Raw genomic sequence first — 22,749 nt, forward strand, 5'->3', positions numbered from 1 at the left:
GTCGTCCAGCTGCGGCCATGAATGCAACGGGCATGCGCCTTTTGCTGGCGTGCCTATAAACGAATTGGATGAAAAAGGAAAGGGTCATGAACCGGCGCGTTCAAGCGTCGGCGGATGACCTTAATTGCTCGTCGGTCGCGGCCGCATCGGCGCAGATTTTTGCTGGTCGCGATCGGTGGAGACACAGCCGAGATAGGCGGAAAAGACCCAGCCCAGCGTACCCGCCTCATTTGCGACCAGTGACCAGCGTTTGCCGTTGAGTTCGCGCTCCGCGGTCCGGTGAACCCGCGCGCCGTTCGACAACGTCATCACCACACGCCCGTTCGGCGCGTCGCGCACATTGAGCGGCGTGCCCGTGGGGTCGGCGACCGTGCACTCGACCTTAGCGCCGTGTGCCTGCGCGACGTGGCCGAGCAGCAGAGCCACATGAACCGTGGCAAGTATCCCCCAGCGACCGATAGACCGATTCACCGCCTCACTCCCCCGATCGCCGTCATGGCTCTTGTTCCTTTGCCTCGCGCGGGATGGAAATCCGCCACTCGATGCCATCGGCGTGCATCACCCGCTCCAGCGAAGCATTCAAGGCCATGCCGAGCATGCGCTCCAGCACCAGCGTTCCGAAGCCCTTGCGGACCGGATCGGACGCCTTGCCCGGCAGGTCGGCTCCCTCCTCCCGCCAGCGGATGGCGATACCGTCATCTTCCAGCGACCAGCTCAACTTGACGACCCCGCTGGTGTTGGCAAGCGCGCCATATTTGGTGGCGTTGGTCGCAAGCTCGTGCAGCGCCATACCAAGCGTCTGGGCGATCTGGGTATCGAGCCGGAGCGGTGGTCCGGAGAGGATCACGCGCTTGGGATCGTCCGGGATGAACGGCTGCAGCTGGTTCTGGGCAAGCTCGCGGAAATCGACCCCTTGCGCGGCATTGGCGATCATCAGATCGGTGGAGCGGGCAAGCCCGGCGATGCGCCTGCGGAATGAATCGGCGAAATCGGCGGCGCTTTCGGCCGAATAGACCGACTGGTTCAGCATGGACTGGATCACGGTCAGCTGGTTCTTCGAACGGTGCGCGACCTCGCGCATCAGGAAGCGGATCTCACCCTCCGCCTTGGTGCGCGCCGCCGCCGCCCGCGCCAGCGCCGCCGAGACTTGCTCGACTTCGGAGATCATATGCGGGCGCGGTTCGATCCGTTCGCCGGCGCCGAGGCGGCGCGCGTCCTGCGCCACGAGTTTCACGCCCTGCGACAACAGCCGTGCGATCGCCAGCGATCCCGCAATCGCGATGGCGGCGAAAAGAATACCGCCGAGCGACAGCCAGAGGAACGACCAGACGGCGGGCGCGTCAACGATCGCGCGCGGCGCCCAGGCAATGATCCGCCATCCGGTGATCACCGAGAATTCGGTCGCCACCCGGTATTCGGTGCCGTTCTCGTTGATGTTGCGTACCCCGATGCTGATCGCCGGCACCTTGTCGAGAAAGAACGGCTCGCCGGCTTTGACGGCCGCGTCCGAGGAGACGATGACCTTGCCGGCGCCATCGACGAGCGCCGCGTTCCAGCCGGGTGACAGCGTGTCGCGATTGACGGCCTTGGCCATGCTCTCGGCGTTTTGCGTCAAGGTCAGGAGATACTCCTCACCGGTCGCAAATTTCGCCGGAAGATAGACGTTGAACACCCATTTTCCGGCGGTGTTGCCGAAGAAGACATTGGAGATCAGCGGCGCGCCATTGTTGGTGAAGGCGCGCTCGACGGAATTCGAATCCGACGCTTGGGCGAGCGGGGTGCCGAAAGGCACGCGTGTGTTCAGCCACTGGCCATGCTTGCGGTCGATGACGATCAGATAGGAGTCCGTCTCGGCAAGCGCCGTCGAGGCGCGCTGGTAGAACGCTTTCATGTCGCCGTCTTCGATCGCCCGCGATGTTGACAGCACCTTCAGCGTCGTCAGCATGCCCTCGATGTCGCGCTCGACGATGCGCGTCACCGAACCGGTCGATGCCTGGAGCAGCGCCGTGATCACCTGCTCCTGCGCATCGACACTGCGCTTCAGCACGACCAGCGAAAAGATGAAGGCAGGAACGATCGCGACCAGCAGCAGCGACGTGAGATAGAAGCTGAACGGCCGGGTCAGTCGGTCGCGGATGCGATCGGCCATCGCCGCCAGGCGATAGGTTGCCCTGCCCTTTCCTTCATCCGTCACGCCGGTCACCTGCCCTCTTCGCCCCCCGCCAACGGCACGGCGGTCACGTCCGCCCGCTGCCGGAGGCGGCGCGATCGCCACACGGCACCGGAGCACGATACGGAAACGGAATCACCTCTGATGGAGCGGAAACCCATGCCGGGATCATGCGTCAAGGATGGAGCAAACGCAAATGCTTGCGGACGCTTAGCTTCCGGCGAAGACCCGCTTCGGGCGGAACTCGCCCTCGGCCACCTCACCGATGGCGACCAGCTTGCCGCGCGCCGTCGCATAGGCTTCGGGCGTCGGCAACGGCGCGTCCCGGCCACGAAGGATGATCGGATTGCCCATCCTGAGGCGATGCGCCTGATCGTCGTTGACGGCGACATGCGGCAGGTTGGAAAGCGCTTCACCTGTCTCGATCAGGTACTCGTCGAGCGCGGCCAGGCGTTCCTCGTCGCTCTCGATTTTCTCGAGCGCCACGAGATCGGCGAGCGGCACCATGTCCTCTTCGCCAAAGGGGGCGACGAAGGTCCGGCGCAGCGAGGCGATGTGGCCGAAGCAGCCGAGGTCACGGCCCATGTCGCGGGCGAGCGAGCGCACATAGGTGCCCTTGCCGCATTCGATTTCGAAATGCGCGAGATTGGGAGCAGCACCCAGCAGCGTCAGGCGATGCACCTCCACCTCGCGGGCCGGTATCTCGACCGTCTCCCCGTCACGGGCAAGATCGTAGGCGCGCTCGCCGTCGATCTTGATCGCCGAGAACTGCGGCGGGACCTGGCTGATGACGCCGGTATACTTCGGCAGCAGCGCGCGGATTGCCTCTTCGATCGGCCGCTCGGCCGAAGAATGCGTGACCTCGCCTTCGAGATCGTCGGTCGAGCGCTCCTCGCCCCAGGCAACGGTGAATTCGTAGATCTTGCGGCCGTCCATCACATAAGGGACCGTCTTGGTCGCATCCCCGAGTGCGATCGGCAGCATGCCCGAGGCCAGCGGATCAAGCGTGCCGGCATGGCCGGCCTTCTGGGCCTTGAACAGCCACTTGATCTTCGAGACGGCTTCGGTGGAGCCGAAGTCGAGCGGCTTGTCGAGGATCAGCCAGCCCGAGATCGGGCGGCCCTTGGGCTTACGCGGTTTGGACATGAAATCTACTATTCTTCGTCTTCGCTGGTCTGATCGAGATCGCGGCTGACTTCCGGCGAACGCAGGAGCGCATCGATCTTCTTGTAGTTGTCGAAGCTCGTATCATCGCGGAAACGAACGTCGGGCATGTATTTCATCTGCCTGAGCTGCGGGCCGAGGCGGCCGCGAATGTACTTGGCATTGCGGTTCAGCGCGTCGATGACCTCGGCATGGTTGGGCACGCCGAGGGGCGTGACATAGGCCGTGGCGATTTTCAGATCAGGCGACATGCGCACTTCCGAGATCGCGATGACCGTCTTTTCGATCACGGGATCGCGAACCTCGCCGCGCTGCAGAACCTGGGTAATGGCGGCACGAACCTGTTCGCCAACGCGCAGCATGCGCTGGGAAGGGGCAGAGGATGTGGCTTTGCTCATGGACGGTACCTCAAAAAAATGCGAGCGCCGAAGGATAACCCGGCGCCCGCATAATCTCTAATCGGACGAGACTTAAAGCGTCCGCGTGATGTGCTCGACGCGGAAGCACTCGATCGTATCGCCGGCACGGATGTCTTCGTAGTTCTCGAAGGCCATGCCGCATTCCTGACCGACGTTGACTTCCGAGACTTCGTCCTTGAAGCGCTTGAGGGTCTTGAGCTTGCCTTCGTGGATGACGACGTTGTCGCGAACCAGACGGACGCCGACGCCACGCTCGACCTTGCCCTCGGTGACGCGGCAACCCGCGACCTTGCCGACCTTGGTGATGTTGAACACCTCCAGGATCTCGGCGTTGCCGAGGAAGGTTTCGCGGCGCTCGGGCGAGAGCAGACCGGACATCGCCGCCTTCACGTCATCCACCAGATCGTAGATGATGTTGTAGTAGCGGATTTCGATGCCGGCACGCTCGGCGGCCGAACGGGCCTGCGAGTTGGCGCGGACGTTGAAGCCGATGATCGCTGCGTTCGACGCCTCGGCAAGCGAGATGTCGGACTCGGTGATACCGCCGGCACCGGAATGCACGACGCGCGCACGCACTTCGTCGGTTCCGAGCTTGTCGAGCGCACCGGCGATCGCTTCGATCGAACCTTGCACGTCGCCCTTGATGACCAGCGGGAACTCCTTGAGACCGGAGGTCTGGAGCTGGCTCATCATCTGCTCGAGCGAACCGCGCGAACCGGACTGGCGAGCAACCTGCTTCTCACGAGCGAGACGCTGGCGGTACTCGGAAATCTCGCGAGCGCGGCTTTCGTTCTCGACGACGGCGAACTTGTCACCGGCAGCCGGGGTACCCGAAAGGCCGAGAACCTCGACCGGCATCGACGGACCCGCTTCCTTGACGTGTTCGCCCTTGTCGTTGACGAGTGCGCGGACACGGCCCCACTGATCACCGGCAACGATAATCTGGCCCGGACGCAGTGTGCCCTTCTGAACGAGGACGGTCGCAACCGCACCGCGACCACGGTCAAGCTCGGCTTCAACCACAGTACCTTCGGCCGTCCGGTTCGGATTGGCCTTGAGGTCGAGGATTTCGGACTGCAGCAGGATCGCTTCCAGCAGCTTGTCGAGGTTGGTGCCGTTCTTCGCGGAAACTTCCACGTCGAGAACTTCACCGCCCATGGATTCGACGAAGACTTCGTGCTGCAGCAGCTCGGTGCGAACCTTCTGCGGGTTCGCCGACGGCTTGTCGACCTTGTTGATCGCCACGATGATCGGAACACCAGCCGCCTTGGCGTGGTTGATCGATTCAATCGTCTGCGGCATCACGCTGTCGTCAGCCGCAACCACCAGGATCGCGATGTCGGTCGCCTGGGCACCACGGGCACGCATGGCGGTAAACGCCGCGTGGCCGGGGGTGTCGATGAAGGTGATCTTGTTGCCGTTCTGCTCGACCTGGTAGGCGCCGATGTGCTGGGTGATGCCGCCGGCTTCACCGGCCACCACGTTGGCGTGACGGATCGCATCGAGCAGCGAGGTCTTGCCGTGGTCGACGTGACCCATGATCGTGACGATCGGCGGACGCGGCAGCATTTCCTCTTCGGCATCGGTCACGTTGAAGATACCCTCTTCAACGTCGGATTCCGAAACGCGCTTTACCGTATGACCGAATTCGCCGGCGATGAGTTCAGCCATGTCGGCGTCGATCAGATCGCCGGGCTTCATCATCTGACCTTCCTTCATCAGGTACTTGATGACGTCGACGGCGCGTTCGGACATGCGCTGCGACAGTTCCTGAATGGTGATGGTCTCAGGCAGAATGACTTCGCGAGAAATCTTCTCGCGGGTTTCCTGCATCTGGCTGCGCTTGAACTTCTCCTGGCGGCGACGCATGGCCGACAGCGACCGGGCGCGCTGGCCACCATCCTCGTCGGCAGCCGTGGTCAGCGTCAGCTTGCCCTGGCGGCGACCATCGTCGCCCTTCGGGCGGGCCGGAACCTTGGCAGGCTCGGGACGCACGACCTTGCCACGTACCGGACCAGCGCCGGAGCGCGGGCCACGATCGTCGTCCTTTTCGTTGTCGACCTTGCGGTTGCGCAGCGCACCGGCCGGTGCCGGCGTCGGAGCGGCTGCCGCCGGCGCGGCGGGGCGACCTGCCTGCGGGCGATTGTCGACACGACGCTCGGTGGCGGCAGGTGCGCGAGCAGCCACGGGGCGCTCTTCGACAACCTCTTCAACCTTGGCTTCGGGCTCGACGGCCGCGCGGGCTGCTTCCTCGGCGGCGCGGCGTGCGGCTTCTTCCTTCTCCTGAAGGAGACGGGCTTCTTCCTCACGCTTGCGGCGCGCTTCGTTCTCGGCGCGAACGACCGCTTCTTCCGCTTCGCGGATCTGAGCTTCCGCCAGAGCACGGCGGCGCGCATCGATCTCACCAGCCGACAGCTGGTTCAGAACAACGCCGACGCGCGGACGGTTCGCCTGATTGGCTTCCTGGCGCGACTGATGCTGCTGCGGCTGCGGTGCCGGACGGCCAGACGGCTGCGGCTGGGCCGGACGCTGTTCGACCGGCCGTGCGGCGGGAGCCGTGGCCACCGGTGTGATCGGGCGTTCGTCCTTCGGGCGGTGGAAGGGGCGTTTCTTGGTTTCGACCACGACCGCCTTGGTGCGGCCACGGCCCATGTCCTGACGCACGGTCCCCTGCGAAACCCCGTGGGGTTTCAGGGTCAGCGTCTTCTTGCCTGCTGCGCTGCCTGTCTTGTCGTCGTTGTTGTCGGTCATTCCGTTCCGTTCCTAGCGATCAGGACCGGATGCGTATCACCCAACCCTGTCTTCCAAATTGTCTCGAACAATGTCCGCGATGCTGGCATCTGCCGGTGACGCGTGTCATTGCTGTGGCTTGCCAGCGCCGCCTTCGGCCCGGACCGGGACGGATCCTCGGTACTTTTCGAGCATGATTGCGCGCTTCACTACACCCTCACCCGCCTGCCCTGCAAGCGCTGCGGCATGGATAAAAGCATTACTTCCTAAAAGGCCCTCCATTTCCGCCCCGGTGAAGGGACGGAACGAAGGTATTTCCGTTTCGTCGTCGGCCACGAAGCTCATCGCCTTGCGGGCCTGGTCTATCTTGCGCACGCCGTCAGCTGCAGCATCGGCCGCATGAAACACGGCAAGCGCTGCAAGACCGCGCACGGCCTGCTCCGTCTTCGTCGCGCCGGAGATGAACTGGGCCGCCTTACGTGCCATGTTCATCATACCGGCCAGCTGCTCGCAGAGCAGCCGGTCGACGTCGTCGGCGAGCGTCGCGTCAGCCTTGACGTCCGCCTTCAGGGCGCGGGCGAAGAACTTCTTCGCCACCGCCTTCTCGATGAGCGCCCGCTCGGCCTTCACCCAGCAGCCGCGCCCCGGAAGCTGTCGCTTCAGATCGGGGACGACGCGGCCGTCGGGGCCTGCAACGAAGCGGATCAACTCGTCGGGCGAACCGCTTTCGCGGGTGACGATGCAGGTCCGCGTGCTGCCGCTGCGATCCTTCGGACCCCCATCCGTGGGCAAGGCGTCCGAAGGCAGGCTGTCGGCATGATCAGAGGCGATCATCGTCCTTAAGCGTCCTGCTCGGCGCCTTCGGCAACGTCGATCGGCTCATCACCTTCGACCTCTTCGCTTGCCAGGTCCTCTTCCGTGATCCACCCGGCCGCAAGGCGTGCCTGAACGATCATGGCTTCGGCCTCAGTGCGCGAAACGTCGAACTTCGAGAAGGTGCCTTCGAAACGCTTGGTTTCGCCATCCTTGCGTTCGCTCCAGCCGACGAGATCGTCAGCGGCGCAGCCGGCAAAGTCTTCGATCGTCTTGATGCCTTCCTCGCCGAGGGCAACGAGCATCTGGCTCGTCAGGCCGTCGATCGAGCGCAGTTCGTCGGCGACGCCGAGTTCCTTGCGCTTGGCATCCATTTCCGCCTCGATCCGGTCCAGGTACTCGCGAGCGCGGGTCTGGATTTCGGTCGCAGTCTCTTCGTCAAAACCGTCGATCGACGAGATTTCGTCGAGGTCGACATAGGCGACCTCCTCGACGGCGGCAAAGCCTTCGGAAGCCAGCACCTGGCCGACCATCTCGTCGACGTCGAGCGCGTCCATGAACAGGTTGGTGCGCTCGGTGAATTCCTTCTGGCGGCGCTCGCTCTCTTCCTGCTCGGTGAGGATGTCGATGTCCCAACCGGTCAGCTGCGAAGCGAGGCGAACGTTCTGGCCGCGGCGGCCGATGGCGAGCGACAGCTGCTCGTCCGGAACCACCACTTCGATGCGCTCGGCATCCTCGTCGAGAACGACCTTGGCCACTTCCGCCGGCTGCAGCGCGTTGACGATGAACGATGCCGGGTCCTGCGACCACGGAATGATGTCGATCTTTTCGCCCTGCAGTTCGCCAACGACGGCCTGAACGCGCGAACCGCGCATACCGACGCAGGCGCCAACCGGATCGATCGAACTGTCGTTCGAGACGACAGCGATCTTGGCGCGCGAACCCGGGTCACGGGCAACCGACTTGATCTGGATGATGCCGTCGTAGATTTCCGGCACTTCCATGGTGAAGAGCTTCACCATGAACTGCGGATGGGTGCGCGACAGGAAAATCTGCGGGCCGCGCTGTTCGCGGCGCACGTCGTAGACGAAAGCGCGGACGCGGTCGCCATAACGCATGTTTTCGCGCGGGATCATCTCGTCACGGCGGATGATGCCTTCGCCACGGCCGAGATCAACGATGACGTTGCCGTATTCGACGCGCTTGACGGTGCCGTTGACGATCTCGCCAACACGATCCTTGAATTCGTCGAACTGGCGGTCGCGCTCGGCCTCACGAACCTTCTGCACGATGACTTGCTTGGCCGACTGGGCGGCGATGCGACCGAAGTCCATCGGCGGCAGCGGGTCGGCGATGAAATCGCCAAGCTTGGCGTCGGGGTTGCGATCGCGAGCAAGCTCGAGCGGGATCTGTGTGGAGTAGTCGTCAGCCTTCTCGACCACTTCCAGAAGACGCTGCAGGCGGATTTCACCGGTCTTGGAGTTGATGTCGGCGCGGATGTTGGATTCCGACCCATAACGCGAGCGGGCGGCCTTCTGGATCGCATCGGCCATTGCGGCCAGAACGATCTCGCGGTCGATCACCTTTTCACGCGCCACGGCATCCGCGATCTGCAGAAGCTCGAGCCGGTTAGCACTGACTGCCATGTCTTGTCTCCGTTGGGTTGCAGGGGGCTTTACGCACCGCCCGGCTTATTCCTCAATAGGTGAATCTTCGTCTTCGAAATTCTCGTTCGCAGCGCGCTCGGCCTTGGCCTTCTTGTCGGCCGTCAGCGCGTCACGGATCAGGTCATCCGTCAGGATCAGCCGCGCTTCGGAAAGCGTGGTGAACGGGATCACGACGACGGGCTCCTCGCCGTAGGCTGGCTGGTCGCGCTCAAGCCGGAAACCGTCGTCATCAACGGAAACGATCTTGCCGCGGAACCGCTTGCGGCCATCAACCAGAACCGACGTCTCGCACTTCAGCAGGTGCCCCTGCCAGCGGAAGAAGTCGGACTTGCGCACCATGGGGCGGTCGATGCCTGGCGACGACACTTCGAGATGATACGCCTTGTCGATCGGATCTTCCACATCGAGTACCGGCGAAATGGCCTTGGAGATCTCTTCGCAGTCCTCGACGGTCATGGTGCCGTCGTTGCGCTCGGCCATGATCTGCAGCGTCAGGCCGTTCTGGCCGGACATGCGCACGCGCACCAGGCGATAGCCCATCGGCACGAGAACGGGCTCGATGATATCGGCGACACGCTGATCGAGACCGGTTTCGGTGATCAGGCGGGGTTCATTTGTATTTTCAGCCGTTGTCGTATCGGACAAACGATCATCTCCTCAACGGACCGGCTAATAAAAAAGAGCGGGTCCTGACGGGCCCACTCTTCATCTACCGATCAAGAATTTGAGGCTCATATACGCCCCATCGCCGCAAATTGCAAGGCATGGGGCCAACCGCAGCGAATGCGCCAGGTCTTTTGCCGCCGGCCATCTTTTGGCAACAGGGTCAGTTTCAGCGGGTGGCACTTCAGGGTCCCGGGCTTATAACAGGAGAGTTCCGCTTCGAACCCGACAATCAACAGACAAGAGAGACGACGAGGTGCCCACCCGTATTTCGCCGCTGGCCCCCTTCAAGCACGACATCTTCCGCACCATCTGGATTGCAAGCCTTGCATCCAACTTCGGCGGGCTCATCCAATCGGTCGGCGCCGCCTGGCTGATGACCTCGATCTCACCTTCAGCAAACATGGTGGCGCTGGTGCAGGCGTCAACCTCGCTGCCCATCATGCTGTTCTCGGTGGTTTCGGGCGCGCTTGCCGACAATTTCGACCGGCGACGGATCATGCTGGTGGCGCAAACCTTCATGCTGGCGGTCTCGGCGCTATTGACGCTCTGCGCCTATGTCGGCCTGATCACGCCCTGGCTGCTCTTGTTTTTCACCTTCCTCATCGGCTGCGGCACGGCGCTCAACAACCCGTCCTGGCAGGCGTCCGTCGGCGACATGGTCCCGCGCGACGACTTGCCGGCGGCAGTCGCGCTCAACAGCATGGGCTTCAACATCACCCGCAGCGTCGGCCCCGCGATCGGCGGCGCGATTGTTGCGGCAGCGGGTGCGGCAGCTGCCTTCTTCGCCAATACACTCAGCTACTTCGCGATCCTCTTCGCACTGGTGCGCTGGCGACGGGACGTGCCGACCAGTCCCCTGCCGCGCGAGACGCTCGGACGCGCAATTTCCGCCGGACTGCGCTATGTCGCCATGTCGCCCAATATCGGCAAGGTGCTATTGCGCGGTTTCCTCTTCGGCCTCTCGGCAAGCGCCATCCTCGCGCTGCTGCCGCTTGTGGCCCGCGATCTGGTCAAGGGCGGCCCGCTGACCTATGGCCTGATGCTCGGCGCCTTCGGCCTTGGCGCGATCGGCGGGGCACTGCTCAGCGCCCGCCTGCGAGAGAAGCTCTCGAGCGAAGCGATCGTGCGCATCGCCTTTACCGGCTTTGCCACGAGCGCCGCGATCACGGCCTTCAGCGCTTACGCCTCCTTAAGCTGTCTGGCGCTGCTCGTCTCCGGCGCCTGCTGGGTGCTGGCGCTGTCGCTCTTCAACACGACGGTGCAGCTTTCTACGCCGCGCTGGGTCGTCGGCCGGGCGCTTTCGCTCTACCAGACGATGACCTTCGGCGGCATCGCCGGCGGCAGCTGGCTCTGGGGTACGGCCGCCGAACAATATGGCGCCGCCAACGCGCTGATTGGCTCCTGTCTCCTGATGTTTGCGGGCGTCGCAATCGGTCTGAGGCTGCCGTTGCCGGAGTTCACCTCACTCAACCTCGACCCGCTCAACCGCTTCATGGAGCCGCCGCTCGAGCTGGACCTGAAGCCCCGCAGCGGTCCGATCGTCATCATGATCGACTACGAGATCGCCGATGACGACATCCCCGAGTTCCTGACCACCATGGCCGAGCGCCGCCGCATCCGCATCCGCGATGGCGCCGGGCATTGGGCGCTGATGCGCGACCTTGAGAACCCGACCACCTGGACCGAAACCTATCATGTGCCGACCTGGGTCGAATATGTGCGCCACAACCAGCGCCGCACCCACGCAGACGCCGCCGTCGGCGACAGGCTGACGGCATTGCACAGCGGTAAAACGCCGCCGCGCGTGCACCGGATGATCGAGCGCCAGACGATCGTGCCAACCCACTACGAGCGCTACAAGCGCCAGGTCGATGTCGACATGCACTAGCGCCTCGCCAGTGACGCCACTTGCAAATGAGGTGATCTGGCCGCCGACATGACCGAGAATGGCGAAGGGGCCTCGCGACGCGGAGCCCTTCTTCGTCTTGACTGGATTTCTAGCGCAGCTTCGCCTTCAGCGAGGCGTCCGGGAAGCAGGTGGCAGCAAGGCCGCTCTTGGCCTGCCAGTCGCCGAGCGAGCGGCGCGTCTTGTAGCCGGGAAGGCCGTCGACCTTGCCGACGTCGTATCCCTTGGCAACCAGCGCCTTCTGCATCTTGAGCACATCCGAACGCAGCATGTTGCCGACATCGCCCCAGGCACCGCGGAAGGCACCCCCGCCTGTCGAGATGCGGTCGGCGAGGTTGCCGATGAAGAGCGCGTAAAGGTCGGAGTTGTTGTACTCCTTGAGCACGTAGAAATTCGGCGTCACGACGAATTCCGGCCCGTGCCGTCCGGCCGGAACCAGCATCATCGACGACGCCGAAAGCTCATGCGACGGAAACGCCTTGCCGGAAATCCGCGTGATGCCGTTGTTCGCCCAATCCGACAGCGGACGGGCGAGATCCGGCCCTTCCTGCGCACAGGAAACCCCCTCGGGGATCGACACTTCGAAACCCCAGTCACGGCCGCGCTGCCAGCCCTTCTTGACGAGATAATTGGCGATCGAGGCCAGGCTGTCGGGAACCGAGTTCCAGATGTCGCGGCGGCCGTCGCCGTCGAAGTCGACGGCATATTGCAGGAAGCTCGACGGCATGAACTGCGGCTGGCCCATGGCGCCCGCCCAGGAGCCGCGCATCGCCGCCTCATCGACATCGCCGCTGTCGAGAATGTGCAGCGCCGCGATCAGCTCACGCCGGAAAAGGTCGGGCCGTGTCGACATGAAGGCCTTGGTCGCCAGCACATCGACGACCGGATAGGGGATCTTGGCGCGGCCGAAGCCGGATTCGCGGCCCCAGATGGCAACGATGACCGAGGACGGCACACCATAGGTCCGTTCGATCTTCTTCAGGGTCGAGGCATGGGTGGCAGCAAGGCTGCCTCCAGTCGCAGCAAGGCCCTGCAGGCGCTTCTCCGAGAAGTAGCTGCCGGGCGAAGAAAACTCCGCCTGGCTCTGCTTCTGCTCCTTCGGCTTCGGGAAGCCGGGCGGCGCCAGATCCGGCAGATCCCAGTTCAGCTTCACACCGGCGAAAGCCGCCTTGAACGAGCCGGCGGAAATGCCCGCCTTCTGGGCTTCCGGCCAGAGGTCATTTTGAAGCCAGGTGCGGAACTGAGCCTCGACATCCGCCTTGGTGGCGGCGTGGGCGGGAAGGGAGAAGGCGAGGAAGGCGGCGACGGCTGCGAGGAAGAGAGCGCGTTTGCCCCCCTCTGCCCTGCCGGGCATCTCCCCCACAAGGGGGGAGATTACAAGTGGCTCGCTCCGAGCACCCACGCAATCGTTGCGTCGATCCAGACGCTCCGGTTGGAGCGAGTGGCCGGCCAAGGATCGATCTCCCCCACAAGGGGGGAGATCCCCGGCAGGGCAGAGGGGGGTGGCCGCTCGCGCAAGACCGGCTAACAATGAGCGAACAAAACGCATCGGCATCCCTTCAGATCGACGTGCGGGCGCGAAGGGCGGCGGCCAGCGTGCCTTCGTCGAGATAGTCGAGCTCGCCGCCCACCGGCACGCCATGGGCAAGCCGCGTGATCTTCACCTCCATGCCCTCGAGCTGGTCGGTGATGTAGTGCGCGGTTGTCTGGCCCTCGACAGTGGCGTTGACGGCGATGATCAGTTCGCGGACGCCGCCATTGGCGACGCGCTGGACGAGCCCCTTGATGTTGAGGTCGTCGGGGCCGACGCCGTCAAGCGGCGAGAGCGTGCCACCGAGCACGTGGTAAGCTGCGTTCATCGCGCCGGCGCGTTCCAGCGCCCACAGGTCGGACACGTCCTCGACGACGATGATCACCGACTGGTCGCGGCGCTCGTCGGCGCAGACGGTGCAGGGATCGATCGTATCGACATTGCCGCAGCAGGAGCAGATCCGGACCTTGCGGTGCGCCTCGCCCATCGCCTCGGCGAGAGGGCCCAGCAGCTGGTCCTTCTTCTTGACGAGGTGCAGCGCTGCACGCCGGGCCGAGCGCGGCCCGAGCCCCGGGACTTTCGCCAGGAGCTGGATGAGTTTTTCGATTTCGGGACCGGTGACTCGTTTTGCCATGCGGCGCTTTTAGCCCATATCGGCCCCGAACGGAATCGTCTTCGCGGACCGTCCTGCGATCCGGCGAGACGGTGATCAGCGCGTAGCGATCGCCACGGCGGCACTGGCAATCGTCGCGGCACTCGCCCGATTGGCGATGCGCACCGCCCGCCGGCTTTTCAGGAAGGTGCGCGCCCTGGAAGCCATCGCCACCCAGCCGAAATCGACAATCACGAGCACGACCAGCATCGTCGCCACCAGCTCCATCCAGCCGATGACCGTCACCGAGCGAAGATCGATGATGGACGGCAGCAGCGCCACATAAAACATCATTACCTTGGGATTGCCGAGAGTGACCGTGATGCCGGCAAAGAACAGTTTCGCGGCCGAGCGTGACTGCGGCAGCTGGTCTGCCGGCATGTCGGGCTCCGCCGTCCACATTTTCCAGGCGAGATAAAGCAGATAGGCGACACCCAGCCATTTGATCGCGACGAAGAGCAGATGGAAGCTCTCGGCAATGGCGGCAAGGCCGGCGACCGCAAACGAGAGCCAGATGGCCTCGCCGATCCAGAGTGCCACCAGGAAAGGCATGACGTCGCGCGCGCCCTTCGCCAGCACGCGGGCGACCAGTGCTGCGACGCTCGGTCCGGGCGATCCGGCCGCAACCAGCAAGGCACCGGCAAAGACCAGCAGGGATGCGAATGTCATGGACAGCCTCCTCTTTGGGGCTGCACCCTAACATGGATCGGTGACGATGGTAGCGGCGGCGGATCGCCATGCATTCGGGCGAGGCCCGCTCTCTCGCTGATCGCAAGATCGCCGCTCGCGCGTCATCCGGCGGTCCTGACCGCCGAGGCGGAACAGGAACAGATGCGGGCGGCGTTCGGCCCGCATCCTGTTTTTTAGACCCCAGGAAAGGATCAGAACGGCAGCTTCATGCCGGGCGGGATCGGCAGGCCGGCGGTCAGTTCGCGGGTCTTTTCCGCCTGAACGGCTTCGGCCTTGTCCTTGGCGTCCTTGTGAGCGGCGACGATCAGGTCTTCGAGGATCTCGACGTCGTCTTCCTTGAAGAGCGAAGGGTCGATCTTCAGGCTCTTGAGGTTGCCCTTGCCGTCGAGGCGAACGGTCACGAGACCGCCACCGGAGGCGCCATCGACTTCGAGTGCGGCGATCTCCGCCTGCATCTTCTCCATCTTGGCCTGCATTTCCTTGACCTTGCCCATCATCCCCATGATGTCGCGCATCGTCGTCTCCTGTTCTGCTTAACTGCCCGTCGATCGGCTATTCGATATCATCGCCGGGGACGATATCGCCTTCGGCGGATTCGGCTGTGGCCGGAGCCTGGCTCTCGACCTCTTCTTCGACGGCGCGAATGCGCACGTCGGTGATCTTGGCGCCCGGGAAACGGGCGAGAATGGCGGCGACATCCGGGTCCTGGCGCGCGTCGTTGACGCGCTGCTCCTGCGCCCGCTGTTCGGCCTCGATCAGCGTCGGCTCACCGGCCTCACGGCTGAAGCTGACGATCCAGTGGATACCGGTCCACTCCTTGAGTTTGACCGCCAATTCGCCAAGCAGCGTCTTCGGCGCATCGTCCGACACGTTGACGTCGAGACGACCGGGCTCGATACGCACCAGCCGCAGAAAGCCGCGCACCAGCGTCTTCAGCTTGATGTCTTTGTTCTTGGCGCAGAGGTCAGCGATGTCGGCGATCGAATTGACCGGCACCGAAGGCTGCGGCCTGGCGGCAGGGGCTGCCATCGGGCGTTCTTCGATGCGGCCGACGGTGACCGGCTGCGGCGCCGCATCCGGCACGGCGCGCAACATCGTTGCGCCATTGCTCGTCGGGCGCTGCACCGGCATCGCCTGCGAAGCCTGTGCCGATATCGAGACCGGGGCCGAGGCCTGTACGCCGCCGCCATTGCCTCCACCGGGCGCTGGACGAGCGCCGCCGCCTTCGTTGCCGGAGAGTTCCAGCAGGCGCCGTGCAGCCTCTTCCGGCGCCGGCAGATGTGCGGCATGCGCCAAACGGATCAGCACCATTTCGGCAGCGCCCGCCGGGCGCGACGACCCTTCAGCCTCCGGAATGCCCTTCAAGAGCATCTGCCAGATGCGTGACAGGGCGGTGACCGCGATGCTGTCGGCGAAAACGGCGCCGCGCGTGCGCTCGATCTCGCTCAGAGACTGATCGTTGACCGCCTCCGGCACATATTTCATGCGGGTGACGAGATGGGTGAAATCGGCCAGATCGGTCAGCACGACGGTCGGATTGGCGCCGGCCTCGTATTGCCCGGTAAATTCCTTGAGAGCGGCGGCGACGTCGCCTTTGACGATATGGTCGAAGAGATCGACGATGCGCGCGCGGTCGGCGAGACCCAGCATCGAGCGCACGGTCTCAACTTCGACTGTCCCGCCGCCATGGGCGATCGCCTGGTCGAGCAGCGACAGGCCGTCACGCGCCGAACCTTCGGCAGCGCGGGCCACCATCGCAAGCGCTTCCGGATCGAAGGAGACGCCTTCCTTGCCGAGGATCGTCGAAAACAGGCCGACGAGATCAGACGCGCTGATCCGGCGCAGATCGAAGCGCTGGCAGCGCGAAAGCACGGTGATCGGAACTTTTCGGATTTCGGTGGTGGCGAAGATGAACTTCACATGCTCCGGCGGCTCTTCGAGTGTCTTCAACAGGCCGTTGAAGGCCTGGGTCGAGAGCATGTGCACTTCGTCGATGATGTAGACCTTGTAGCGCGCCGATACCGGACGGTAGCGCACCTGCTCAATGATCTCGCGGATATCGTCGATACCGGTATGTGAAGCGGCGTCCATCTCGATGACGTCGACATGGCGGCCATCCATGATCGCCTGGCAATGCTCGCCGGGAACGCGCAAATCAATCGTCGGCCGGTCAACGTCTGGTGTCTTGTAGTTCAGCGCCCGGGCAAGAATACGGGCGGTGGTGGTCTTTCCGACCCCGCGCACCCCGGTCAGCATATAGGCCTGGGCGATGCGGCCGGTCTCGAAGGCGTTGGTGAGCGTGCGCACCATCGGCTCCTGTCCGACCATCAGGTCGGAGAAGTCCTTGGGGCGGTATTTGCGCGCCAGAACACGATAGGCGGCTGGTTTCTCAACGGATGAAATGGACGTGTCGTCGCTCATCGACCCTGCCGCTGTTCGAACTCGTGTCCCGACAGGACGGAGAAGGTGGGAGGCTGGCACGATGACCCGTGCCGGGCTCGTTAGGGCTGCTTCCTTCCGGACCTGACCCGGTTGGCGAGTGGCTCGTCCACCACCAACCTCCCGGCTTCCATATCGGCAATATCGAAAGCAAATGCAAGCCAAGCCGTCAAAAAACTGATATCGATATGCAAAACAAAGCGAATCCGTTGCCTGTGCCCGAGGAGACCTGCTTGATGCCCTTCACCCTCGACGAGCGGCTCGAACGCGACGGCATCCCCATTGCCTCGATCGGGCTTTGCCAGATGCGGCTGATGAACGACCGCCGCTGGCCCTGGCTCGTGCTCATTCCGCAGCGTGAAGGAATCTCCGAGATTTTCGACCTTTCGCCGCTCGATCAGACGATGCTGACCTTCGAAACCAACATGGCAGCGACCGCTTTGAAGAAAGTCACCGGCGCTGAGAAGATCAACATCGGCGCATTGGGCAATATCGTTCGGCAGCTTCATGTGCATATCATCGCCCGCAGCGACGGCGACCCCAACTGGCCGGGACCAGTCTGGGGTTTCGGCAAGTCGGAGCCGTGGGACGAAAACGAACATCAGACCTTCGCAGCGCGCATTCTGGAAAACCTCTGAACATGACGAAATCGATCTTTGACCTTCGTAGTCCGCATCCGGAGCCAAGCACCCTCGTCGCCTTTTCCGAAAACCATCTGGATCGCCAGTCCGAGCACCGCAAGGACGATTGCGTCGAGTTGGCGCTCAAGCACCCGGGTGCCCATTTCCTGACCTTCTCTGGGCCGAAGCTCATCGTCAAACACGACGAGAAGATCATCGACCCGTTGTTTGCCCCTTACGAACTGGACGGGCTGGAGCCGGTTCTCGACGAGACCATCCTGCTCGGCTACCTGCCCAACGGCGAACCGCGGCTTGCGGTGCCGACCGGCCTGACCGAAGAGACGATCACCGAACCCTTCAAGATTGCCGACGGCCGCACACTCTACCGGCAACAGATGCTGCCGGAGGAATTGCTCGGCCAGTTTGCGCAGGCCTCGAGCCTCATCACCTGGAATGCCAGCAACCGCTTTTGCGGCCGCTGCGCAGGCCCGATGGAAGGCAAGGCCGGCGGCTACCGCCGGGTCTGCACCGCCTGCGGCCATATGGTCTTCCCACGGACGGATCCGGTCGTCATCATGATGACGATCGACCTTGAGCGCGACCTTTGTCTGCTCGGTCGCAGCCCGCATTTTGCGCCGGGCATGTATTCGTGTCTCGCCGGCTTCGTCGAGCCGGGCGAGACGATCGAAAATGCCGTGCGCCGCGAAACGCACGAGGAGTCCGGCATCCATGTGGGCCGGGTGCGCTATCATGCCTCGCAGCCCTGGCCGATGCCGCACACGCTGATGATCGGCTGCTATGCCGAGGCGAAATCGACGGTCATCAAGCGCGACGAGCAGGAGCTGGAAGACGTGCGCTGGTTCACCCGCGAGGAAACGATCGCGATGCTCGAACGCTCGACCGGCGTTGCCGATACCGGCGACGAGCATGTTCCACCGCCGAAGGGCGCGATCGCACACCAACTGATGCGCGACTGGCTCGCCTGGGGCGAGCGGGCGTAAGCGCGCTGGAGGAGACCGGCCTTGTCCCGCTCCGAACGGTTGCTCGATCTTCTGCAGGTGCTGAGGCGCTACCGCCAGCCGGTGAGCGGCCAGCGGCTTGCAGAAGAGACCGGCGTCAGCCTCCGAACGCTCTACCGCGACATTGCCAGCCTGCAAGCCCAGGGCGCCCATATCGAGGGCGAACCGGGGCTCGGCTATGTGCTGAAGCCGGGCTTCATGCTGCCACCGATGATGTTTTCAGCCGAGGAGATCGAAGCGCTCGTGCTCGGCTCACGCTGGGTCTCCAAGCGCACCGATGACGATCTCGCCGGCGCTGCGGCGAATGCACTCGCGAAGATCGCGGCGGTGCTACCCGTCGAGCTTCGCGAAGAACTTGATAGTTCGACCCTGCTCGTCGGGCCGAGCCCGCCGGCCACCAACGGCATCGATATCGCCGCACTCAGGCGGGCAATCCGCAACGAACGCAAGGTCGAACTCGATTACGTGGACAATGACGGCAGCGCGACGCAGCGAACCATCTGGCCCTTTGCCCTCGGTTTCTTCGAAAATGTCCGCATGGTCATGGCGTGGTGTGAACTTCGCCTGGATTTCCGCCACTTCCGCGCCGACCGGATGCGGCAGATGACGGTGACCGAGGCGCGGTATCCCCGCCGCCGACAGGTGCTGATGAAGGATTGGCGTGCGAGCCAGAACATGGCCGCGTCCAATCGACAGACGGTCGGCTCCTGAGGCCGGCCCTGGTCCATGCTGACAGAAATTGTCAGTGCGCGCGCCTAGCCTGCAACTCCCGCAACAAGGAGGCAGGACATGGCCAAGGCAAATCTCATCGTACTCTATGTCAAGGACCCGCTGGCAAGCGTCGGATTCTACCGCAAGATCCTCGAACAGGAACCAACGGTCGAGTATCAGACATTCTCATCCTTTGAGCTGCCCGGCGGCTTCACGCTCGGGCTCTGGGCCGAACATACGGTCGCGCCGGAGCCGACGGCATCAGGCCATCGCTCGGAACTGGCTTTCATGGTGGAAGACGAGGGCGCGGTGCGCGCACATTATGAGAAATGGAAGGCGGAAGGCCTGCCGATCTCACAGGAGTTGACCGAGATGGATTTCGGTCCCACCTTCGTCGCGCTCGACCCGGATGATCACCGGTTGCGCGTCTGCCTTTACGATTCGTGACGGGAAGGCAGAGGCGCGCATCCCGCAAGCTTAAAGCGGCGGGATGCGCGAATGGCTCGGATTAGCGGCCGTAAACGGCAGCCTGGATCTGCGAACGGGACAGACCGATATCGCTCAGTGCATGGTCGTCGAGAGCGTTCAGCTCGCGGATCGCACGGCGGGTCTTCGCATATTCCATGATCTTCTGACGGATCTTCATCTTTAACACTCCATACTTGAACGAGCGTTAGATAGGCATTTGCCTAAAATTTGAGTACCGCCGCGATTGCAGATTAGGCATGCGCAAGACGCGTAGCCGGTTAACGAATTTTTGCCACTTTCTTCATTCGGCGTAGCGACGAACCCCAATGTTTCTCACGGGGACTTGACGGTCTGGTCTGTCGAAACCGTATCACCTACGTCGAAAATTAAATTAGCCGGCTGGCATGTGCGGCGGCTTGTCACTCAGTGACAATACAACCTTAAGGATTTGCATTGATGAGAATTCAGGCGCTTTGCGCCGCATGACAGGCAAACGACACCGCCCCTCCTCCCCTTGGCAAAGGGGATGAAGAGGCTCGCGGCGCGAGCCTCGCTGTCATTGAGAATGAACCGATGCTGGCGGGGCGGGCCCGCTTCAGAGCACGCCGCGCATCGGGTGCGCCTTGTAGGTACCGAGGATACGGACCTTTTCGGAGAAGAAGCGCAACTCATCCATCGCGTGGCGCACGCCGATATCATCCGGATGTCCCTCGATGTCGGCATAGAACTGGGTGGCTACGAACTTGCCGCCGAGCTGGTAGCTCTCGAGCTTCGTCATGTTGATGCCGTTGGTGGCAAAACCGCCCATGGCCTTGTAGAGGGCTGCCGGAATGTTGCGGACGTTGAAGACGAAGGTGGTGATGATCACCTCGTCGTCTGCGGCGCGCGACGCACGGCCCTCCTCACGTGAAAGCACGACGAAACGCGTGACGTTGCTTTCGGTGTCCTCGACGTTTTCAGCAATGATTTCGAGCCCGTAGAGATCGGCGGCGAGCCGCGGGGCGAGTGCTGCCATCGTGCGGTCGCCCTTTTCCGATACAAGCTTGGCGGCGCCCGCTGTATCGCCGGCGACGACCGGCTTCCAGCCATTGGCGCGCACGATCTTGCGGCACTGGCCGAGTGCATGGATGTGGCTGTGGACGGTGCGAACCTCGTCGCGGGTCACGCCGGGCAGCACCATCAGCTGAAAACGGATCGGCATGAAGTATTCGCCGACGATGTGCAGCCGCGATTCCGGCAAGAGGTGGTGGATGTCCGCCACACGGCCGGCGATCGTGTTCTCGATCGGGATCATCGCCAGATCGGCGTCACCGTTCTCGACCGCGACGAAGGCATCCTCGAAGGTCTGGCAGGGCAGCGGCTCCATCGACGGGAACATGTCGCGGCAGGCCATGTCGGAATTGGCGCCATAATCGCCCTGGAAGGAAATCCTGTTGGTCTTAGCGGTCACGTTCTCTTCCTTCTCGGGTTCTTTACGGGTGAATTCGGGCGGACAGAATACGGCGGGCTTTTTCCAGCTCCACGGGCGTGTCGACGCCAAGCGGAACCGAGTCGACGATCTCGGCATCGATGCGCATGCCCGCTTCGAGCGCCCGCAGCTGTTCCAGTGATTCGCGGCGTTCGAGCACGGAAGGGGCAAGCGCAACGAACCGCTCGAGTGCCTTGCGGCGATAGGCATAGAGGCCGATGTGGTGATAGAGGGGGCCGTCGCCATAGGGCGCCGTGGCGCGGGTAAAGTAAAGCGCACGCAGCCGGGTGTCGGAAAGGGGCGAACCGACGACCTTGACGATGTTCGGATTGGTCTTCTCGCTCTCTTCGGTGATCGCCACCGTCAGCGTCGCGATGTCGGTGCCGGCGTTTTCGAGCGGGTTCAGCGCCGCGCGGATCGAGGCCGGCTCGACCGTCGGCAGATCGCCCTGCACGTTGATGACGATCTCGGCCCTGCCGTCCGGATCGGCCTTCTGCAGCGCCTCGTAGATCCGGTCGGAGCCGGACTGATGATCGATGCGGGTCATGATCGCTTCGAAGCCGGCGTCGCGCACCACGTCAAGGACTTCTTGATTGTCGACGGCGACGACCACGCGGCCGACCTCCGCTTCGCTGGCGCGCTTTGCCACCTGGACGATCATCGGCAGGCCGCAAATATCGGCGAGCGGCTTGCCGGGCAGGCGTGTCGAGGCCATGCGTGCCGGGATGAGCACGATGGCCCTACCTGAATTTTCGCGATTCATGATCTGGCCTTCAAAAGCCCCGCTGAAAGTGTCAATAAGTCTCAGTTAGGGGCCGATAATCACTGTTGCAACGCAGAGCCAAAAGACATAGGTTCCGCGCGATTTCAAGATAGGCCGGGTTTTTGTTTGCGCCGGTGGCAAAGGGAGCGTTTGCAGATGAATTCATATGTGAACATGGGCGTGGGTGCCTTTTTGGGGACGGTCTTCGTTCTGATGTCCGTGTCCATTGCATCGGAAGGCATTTTCCATTCCGAAGCTCCCGAAAAGGAAGGCTTTGCGATCGTTGCCGAAGAAGGCACGTCTGAAGCCGGCGCCGGTGGTGGCGCAGAAGTCGAAGTCGATATCAAGCCGCTGCTGCTCAAGGCCGACGCTGCTGCCGGCGAAGCCGTATTCAAGAAATGCGCGAGCTGTCACACCGCCGACAAGGGCGGCGCAAACAAAGTCGGTCCGAACCTCTGGGGCCTCGTCAACCGTCCGATCGCCTCGCATGAGGGCTTCAGCTACTCGGCCGGCATGAAGACCTTTGCCGAAGGCGGCAAGGTCGTCTGGGACTACGACCACCTCAGCTACTTCATCGAAGCACCGAAGAAGCACGTTCCGGGCACCGCCATGGGCTTTGCCGGCGTCAAGAAGCCTGACGAGCGTGCCAACCTGATCGCCTGGCTGCGCGAGCAGGCCGATTCGCCGGCGGCACTTCCGGATGCGGCGGCCGCTGCCGAGGCGGCACCAGCTGCCGGCGCCGAAGGCGCCAAGCCGGCTGAAGGCCAGGCCGCTCCGGCCACGGAAGTCAAGCCGGCCGAAGGCCAACCCGCACCGGCGCACTGAGCCAAGCGGTCAAGCAATGACTTTTCAA

Annotated in this window: 22 protein-coding genes and 1 other RNA gene; 6 read left to right on the forward strand and 17 right to left on the reverse strand. The window is 63.3% G+C overall.

Features of this window, described 5'->3' with window-relative positions; translation table 11 throughout:
• Positions 1-120 precede the first annotated feature (120 nt).
• From BBX50_RS03050 to rimP, 8 genes are all read right to left on the reverse strand, one after another.
• Positions 121-471: an SH3 domain-containing protein gene (locus BBX50_RS03050; RefSeq protein ID WP_201723448.1), complete on the reverse strand. Its 351-nt coding sequence runs from the start codon at positions 469-471 to the stop codon at positions 121-123.
• Between the two features lie 22 nt (positions 472-493).
• Complete coding sequence (locus BBX50_RS03055; protein ID WP_065773969.1) at positions 494-2,149, reverse strand: sensor histidine kinase; 1,656 nt, start codon at positions 2,147-2,149, stop codon at positions 494-496.
• Positions 2,150-2,380: 231 nt separating this feature from the next.
• Positions 2,381-3,316, reverse strand: coding sequence for a tRNA pseudouridine(55) synthase TruB (gene truB, locus BBX50_RS03060; protein ID WP_065773857.1), 936 nt, complete (start codon positions 3,314-3,316; stop codon positions 2,381-2,383).
• Between the two features lie 8 nt (positions 3,317-3,324).
• Positions 3,325-3,732, reverse strand: coding sequence for a 30S ribosome-binding factor RbfA (gene rbfA, locus BBX50_RS03065; protein ID WP_065773858.1), 408 nt, complete (start codon positions 3,730-3,732; stop codon positions 3,325-3,327).
• 72 nt (positions 3,733-3,804) lie between these two features.
• Positions 3,805-6,504, reverse strand: coding sequence for a translation initiation factor IF-2 (gene infB / locus BBX50_RS03070; RefSeq protein WP_065773859.1), 2,700 nt, complete (start codon positions 6,502-6,504; stop codon positions 3,805-3,807).
• Positions 6,505-6,609: 105 nt separating this feature from the next.
• Complete coding sequence (locus BBX50_RS03075; protein WP_065773860.1) at positions 6,610-7,317, reverse strand: RNA-binding protein; 708 nt, start codon at positions 7,315-7,317, stop codon at positions 6,610-6,612.
• A 5-nt stretch (positions 7,318-7,322) separates the two neighbouring features.
• Positions 7,323-8,942 (reverse strand): transcription termination factor NusA, encoded by a 1,620-nt coding sequence (gene nusA, locus BBX50_RS03080; protein WP_065773861.1) that lies wholly within the window; start codon positions 8,940-8,942, stop codon positions 7,323-7,325.
• A 45-nt stretch (positions 8,943-8,987) separates the two neighbouring features.
• Positions 8,988-9,608 carry a ribosome maturation factor RimP gene (rimP, locus tag BBX50_RS03085; RefSeq protein ID WP_065773862.1) on the reverse strand — a complete coding sequence of 207 codons (621 nt, stop codon included), beginning with the start codon at positions 9,606-9,608 and terminating at the stop codon, positions 8,988-8,990.
• A 274-nt stretch (positions 9,609-9,882) separates the two neighbouring features.
• Between rimP and BBX50_RS03090 the strand changes: the two genes are divergently transcribed.
• Positions 9,883-11,517, forward strand: coding sequence for an MFS transporter (locus BBX50_RS03090; RefSeq protein WP_065773863.1), 1,635 nt, complete (start codon positions 9,883-9,885; stop codon positions 11,515-11,517).
• 109 nt (positions 11,518-11,626) lie between these two features.
• Here BBX50_RS03090 and BBX50_RS03095 read toward each other — a convergent pair whose 3' ends face one another.
• The 6 genes from BBX50_RS03095 to ffs form a co-directional block, all read right to left on the reverse strand.
• Complete coding sequence (locus BBX50_RS03095; protein WP_244513273.1) at positions 11,627-12,898, reverse strand: lytic murein transglycosylase; 1,272 nt, start codon at positions 12,896-12,898, stop codon at positions 11,627-11,629.
• Positions 12,899-13,094: 196 nt separating this feature from the next.
• Positions 13,095-13,700 (reverse strand): recombination mediator RecR, encoded by a 606-nt coding sequence (gene recR / locus BBX50_RS03100; protein WP_065773865.1) that lies wholly within the window; start codon positions 13,698-13,700, stop codon positions 13,095-13,097.
• Between the two features lie 75 nt (positions 13,701-13,775).
• The gene (locus BBX50_RS03105) at positions 13,776-14,387 is read right to left on the reverse strand and encodes a LysE family translocator (protein ID WP_065773866.1); all 612 of its coding nucleotides are present in this window, start codon (positions 14,385-14,387) and stop codon (positions 13,776-13,778) included.
• Between the two features lie 212 nt (positions 14,388-14,599).
• Positions 14,600-14,923, reverse strand: a complete 324-nt coding sequence (locus BBX50_RS03110) for a YbaB/EbfC family nucleoid-associated protein (RefSeq protein ID WP_065773867.1) — start codon at positions 14,921-14,923, stop codon at positions 14,600-14,602.
• 37 nt (positions 14,924-14,960) lie between these two features.
• Entirely contained in the window at positions 14,961-16,829 is a 1,869-nt protein-coding gene (locus BBX50_RS03115) for a DNA polymerase III subunit gamma/tau (RefSeq protein WP_065773868.1), read from the reverse strand.
• Positions 16,830-16,874: 45 nt separating this feature from the next.
• An RNA gene (gene ffs, locus BBX50_RS03120) (signal recognition particle sRNA small type) lies at positions 16,875-16,971 on the reverse strand.
• 64 nt (positions 16,972-17,035) lie between these two features.
• Here ffs and BBX50_RS03125 point away from each other — a divergent pair.
• The 4 genes from BBX50_RS03125 (at position 17,036) to BBX50_RS03140 (ending at position 19,644) form a co-directional block, all read left to right on the forward strand.
• Positions 17,036-17,485: an HIT family protein gene (locus BBX50_RS03125; protein WP_065773869.1), complete on the forward strand. Its 450-nt coding sequence runs from the start codon at positions 17,036-17,038 to the stop codon at positions 17,483-17,485.
• Between the two features lie 2 nt (positions 17,486-17,487).
• On the forward strand, positions 17,488-18,468 hold the full coding sequence (gene nudC, locus BBX50_RS03130) for an NAD(+) diphosphatase (protein WP_065773870.1): 981 nt from the start codon (positions 17,488-17,490) through the stop codon (positions 18,466-18,468).
• Positions 18,469-18,489: 21 nt separating this feature from the next.
• A complete protein-coding gene (locus tag BBX50_RS03135) occupies positions 18,490-19,197 on the forward strand; it encodes a YafY family protein (protein ID WP_065773871.1) in 708 nt (235 codons plus the stop codon).
• A gap of 78 nt (positions 19,198-19,275) precedes the next feature.
• Entirely contained in the window at positions 19,276-19,644 is a 369-nt protein-coding gene (locus BBX50_RS03140) for a VOC family protein (RefSeq protein ID WP_065773872.1), read from the forward strand.
• A gap of 61 nt (positions 19,645-19,705) precedes the next feature.
• Here the strand turns inward: BBX50_RS03140 and BBX50_RS03145 are convergent, their stop codons facing one another.
• The 3 genes from BBX50_RS03145 to BBX50_RS03155 all read right to left on the reverse strand — a co-directional run bounded on the left by BBX50_RS03145 (position 19,706) and on the right by BBX50_RS03155 (position 21,896).
• On the reverse strand, positions 19,706-19,843 hold the full coding sequence (locus BBX50_RS03145; RefSeq protein ID WP_064817013.1) for a DUF1127 domain-containing protein: 138 nt from the start codon (positions 19,841-19,843) through the stop codon (positions 19,706-19,708).
• Between the two features lie 417 nt (positions 19,844-20,260).
• On the reverse strand, positions 20,261-21,115 hold the full coding sequence (locus BBX50_RS03150; RefSeq protein ID WP_083213522.1) for a prephenate dehydratase: 855 nt from the start codon (positions 21,113-21,115) through the stop codon (positions 20,261-20,263).
• 22 nt (positions 21,116-21,137) lie between these two features.
• Positions 21,138-21,896 carry a 3-deoxy-manno-octulosonate cytidylyltransferase gene (locus BBX50_RS03155; protein WP_065773873.1) on the reverse strand — a complete coding sequence of 253 codons (759 nt, stop codon included), beginning with the start codon at positions 21,894-21,896 and terminating at the stop codon, positions 21,138-21,140.
• A 156-nt stretch (positions 21,897-22,052) separates the two neighbouring features.
• Here BBX50_RS03155 and BBX50_RS03160 point away from each other — a divergent pair, with 156 nt between their 5' ends.
• Positions 22,053-22,721, forward strand: a complete 669-nt coding sequence (locus BBX50_RS03160; protein WP_065773874.1) for a cytochrome c family protein — start codon at positions 22,053-22,055, stop codon at positions 22,719-22,721.
• Positions 22,722-22,749 lie beyond the last annotated feature (28 nt).

It is taken from the genome of Ensifer sp. LC11, from assembly GCF_001695835.1.
Classification (GTDB): domain Bacteria; phylum Pseudomonadota; class Alphaproteobacteria; order Rhizobiales; family Rhizobiaceae; genus Ensifer.

Bases quoted from the DNA above. Each gene is read 5' to 3' on its own strand.
- BBX50_RS03105 (WP_065773866.1), bottom strand. From the start codon at position 14,387: ATGACATTCGCATCCCTGCTGGTCTTTGCCGGTGCCTTGCTGGTTGCG.
- truB (WP_065773857.1), bottom strand. From the start codon at position 3,316: ATGTCCAAACCGCGTAAGCCCAAGGGCCGCCCGATCTCGGGCTGGCTG.
- BBX50_RS03075 (WP_065773860.1), bottom strand. From the start codon at position 7,317: ATGATCGCCTCTGATCATGCCGACAGCCTGCCTTCGGACGCCTTGCCC.
- BBX50_RS03145 (WP_064817013.1), bottom strand. From the start codon at position 19,843: ATGAAGATCCGTCAGAAGATCATGGAATATGCGAAGACCCGCCGTGCG.
- BBX50_RS03140 (WP_065773872.1), top strand. From the start codon at position 19,276: ATGGCCAAGGCAAATCTCATCGTACTCTATGTCAAGGACCCGCTGGCA.
- nudC (WP_065773870.1), top strand. From the start codon at position 17,488: ATGACGAAATCGATCTTTGACCTTCGTAGTCCGCATCCGGAGCCAAGC.
- BBX50_RS03110 (WP_065773867.1), bottom strand. From the start codon at position 14,923: ATGCGCGACATCATGGGGATGATGGGCAAGGTCAAGGAAATGCAGGCC.
- infB (WP_065773859.1), bottom strand. From the start codon at position 6,504: ATGACCGACAACAACGACGACAAGACAGGCAGCGCAGCAGGCAAGAAG.
- nusA (WP_065773861.1), bottom strand. From the start codon at position 8,942: ATGGCAGTCAGTGCTAACCGGCTCGAGCTTCTGCAGATCGCGGATGCC.
- BBX50_RS03125 (WP_065773869.1), top strand. From the start codon at position 17,036: ATGCAAAACAAAGCGAATCCGTTGCCTGTGCCCGAGGAGACCTGCTTG.
- rbfA (WP_065773858.1), bottom strand. From the start codon at position 3,732: ATGAGCAAAGCCACATCCTCTGCCCCTTCCCAGCGCATGCTGCGCGTT.
- BBX50_RS03160 (WP_065773874.1), top strand. From the start codon at position 22,053: ATGAATTCATATGTGAACATGGGCGTGGGTGCCTTTTTGGGGACGGTC.
- BBX50_RS03115 (WP_065773868.1), bottom strand. From the start codon at position 16,829: ATGAGCGACGACACGTCCATTTCATCCGTTGAGAAACCAGCCGCCTAT.
- recR (WP_065773865.1), bottom strand. From the start codon at position 13,700: ATGGCAAAACGAGTCACCGGTCCCGAAATCGAAAAACTCATCCAGCTC.
- BBX50_RS03055 (WP_065773969.1), bottom strand. From the start codon at position 2,149: ATGGCCGATCGCATCCGCGACCGACTGACCCGGCCGTTCAGCTTCTAT.
- BBX50_RS03155 (WP_065773873.1), bottom strand. From the start codon at position 21,896: ATGAATCGCGAAAATTCAGGTAGGGCCATCGTGCTCATCCCGGCACGC.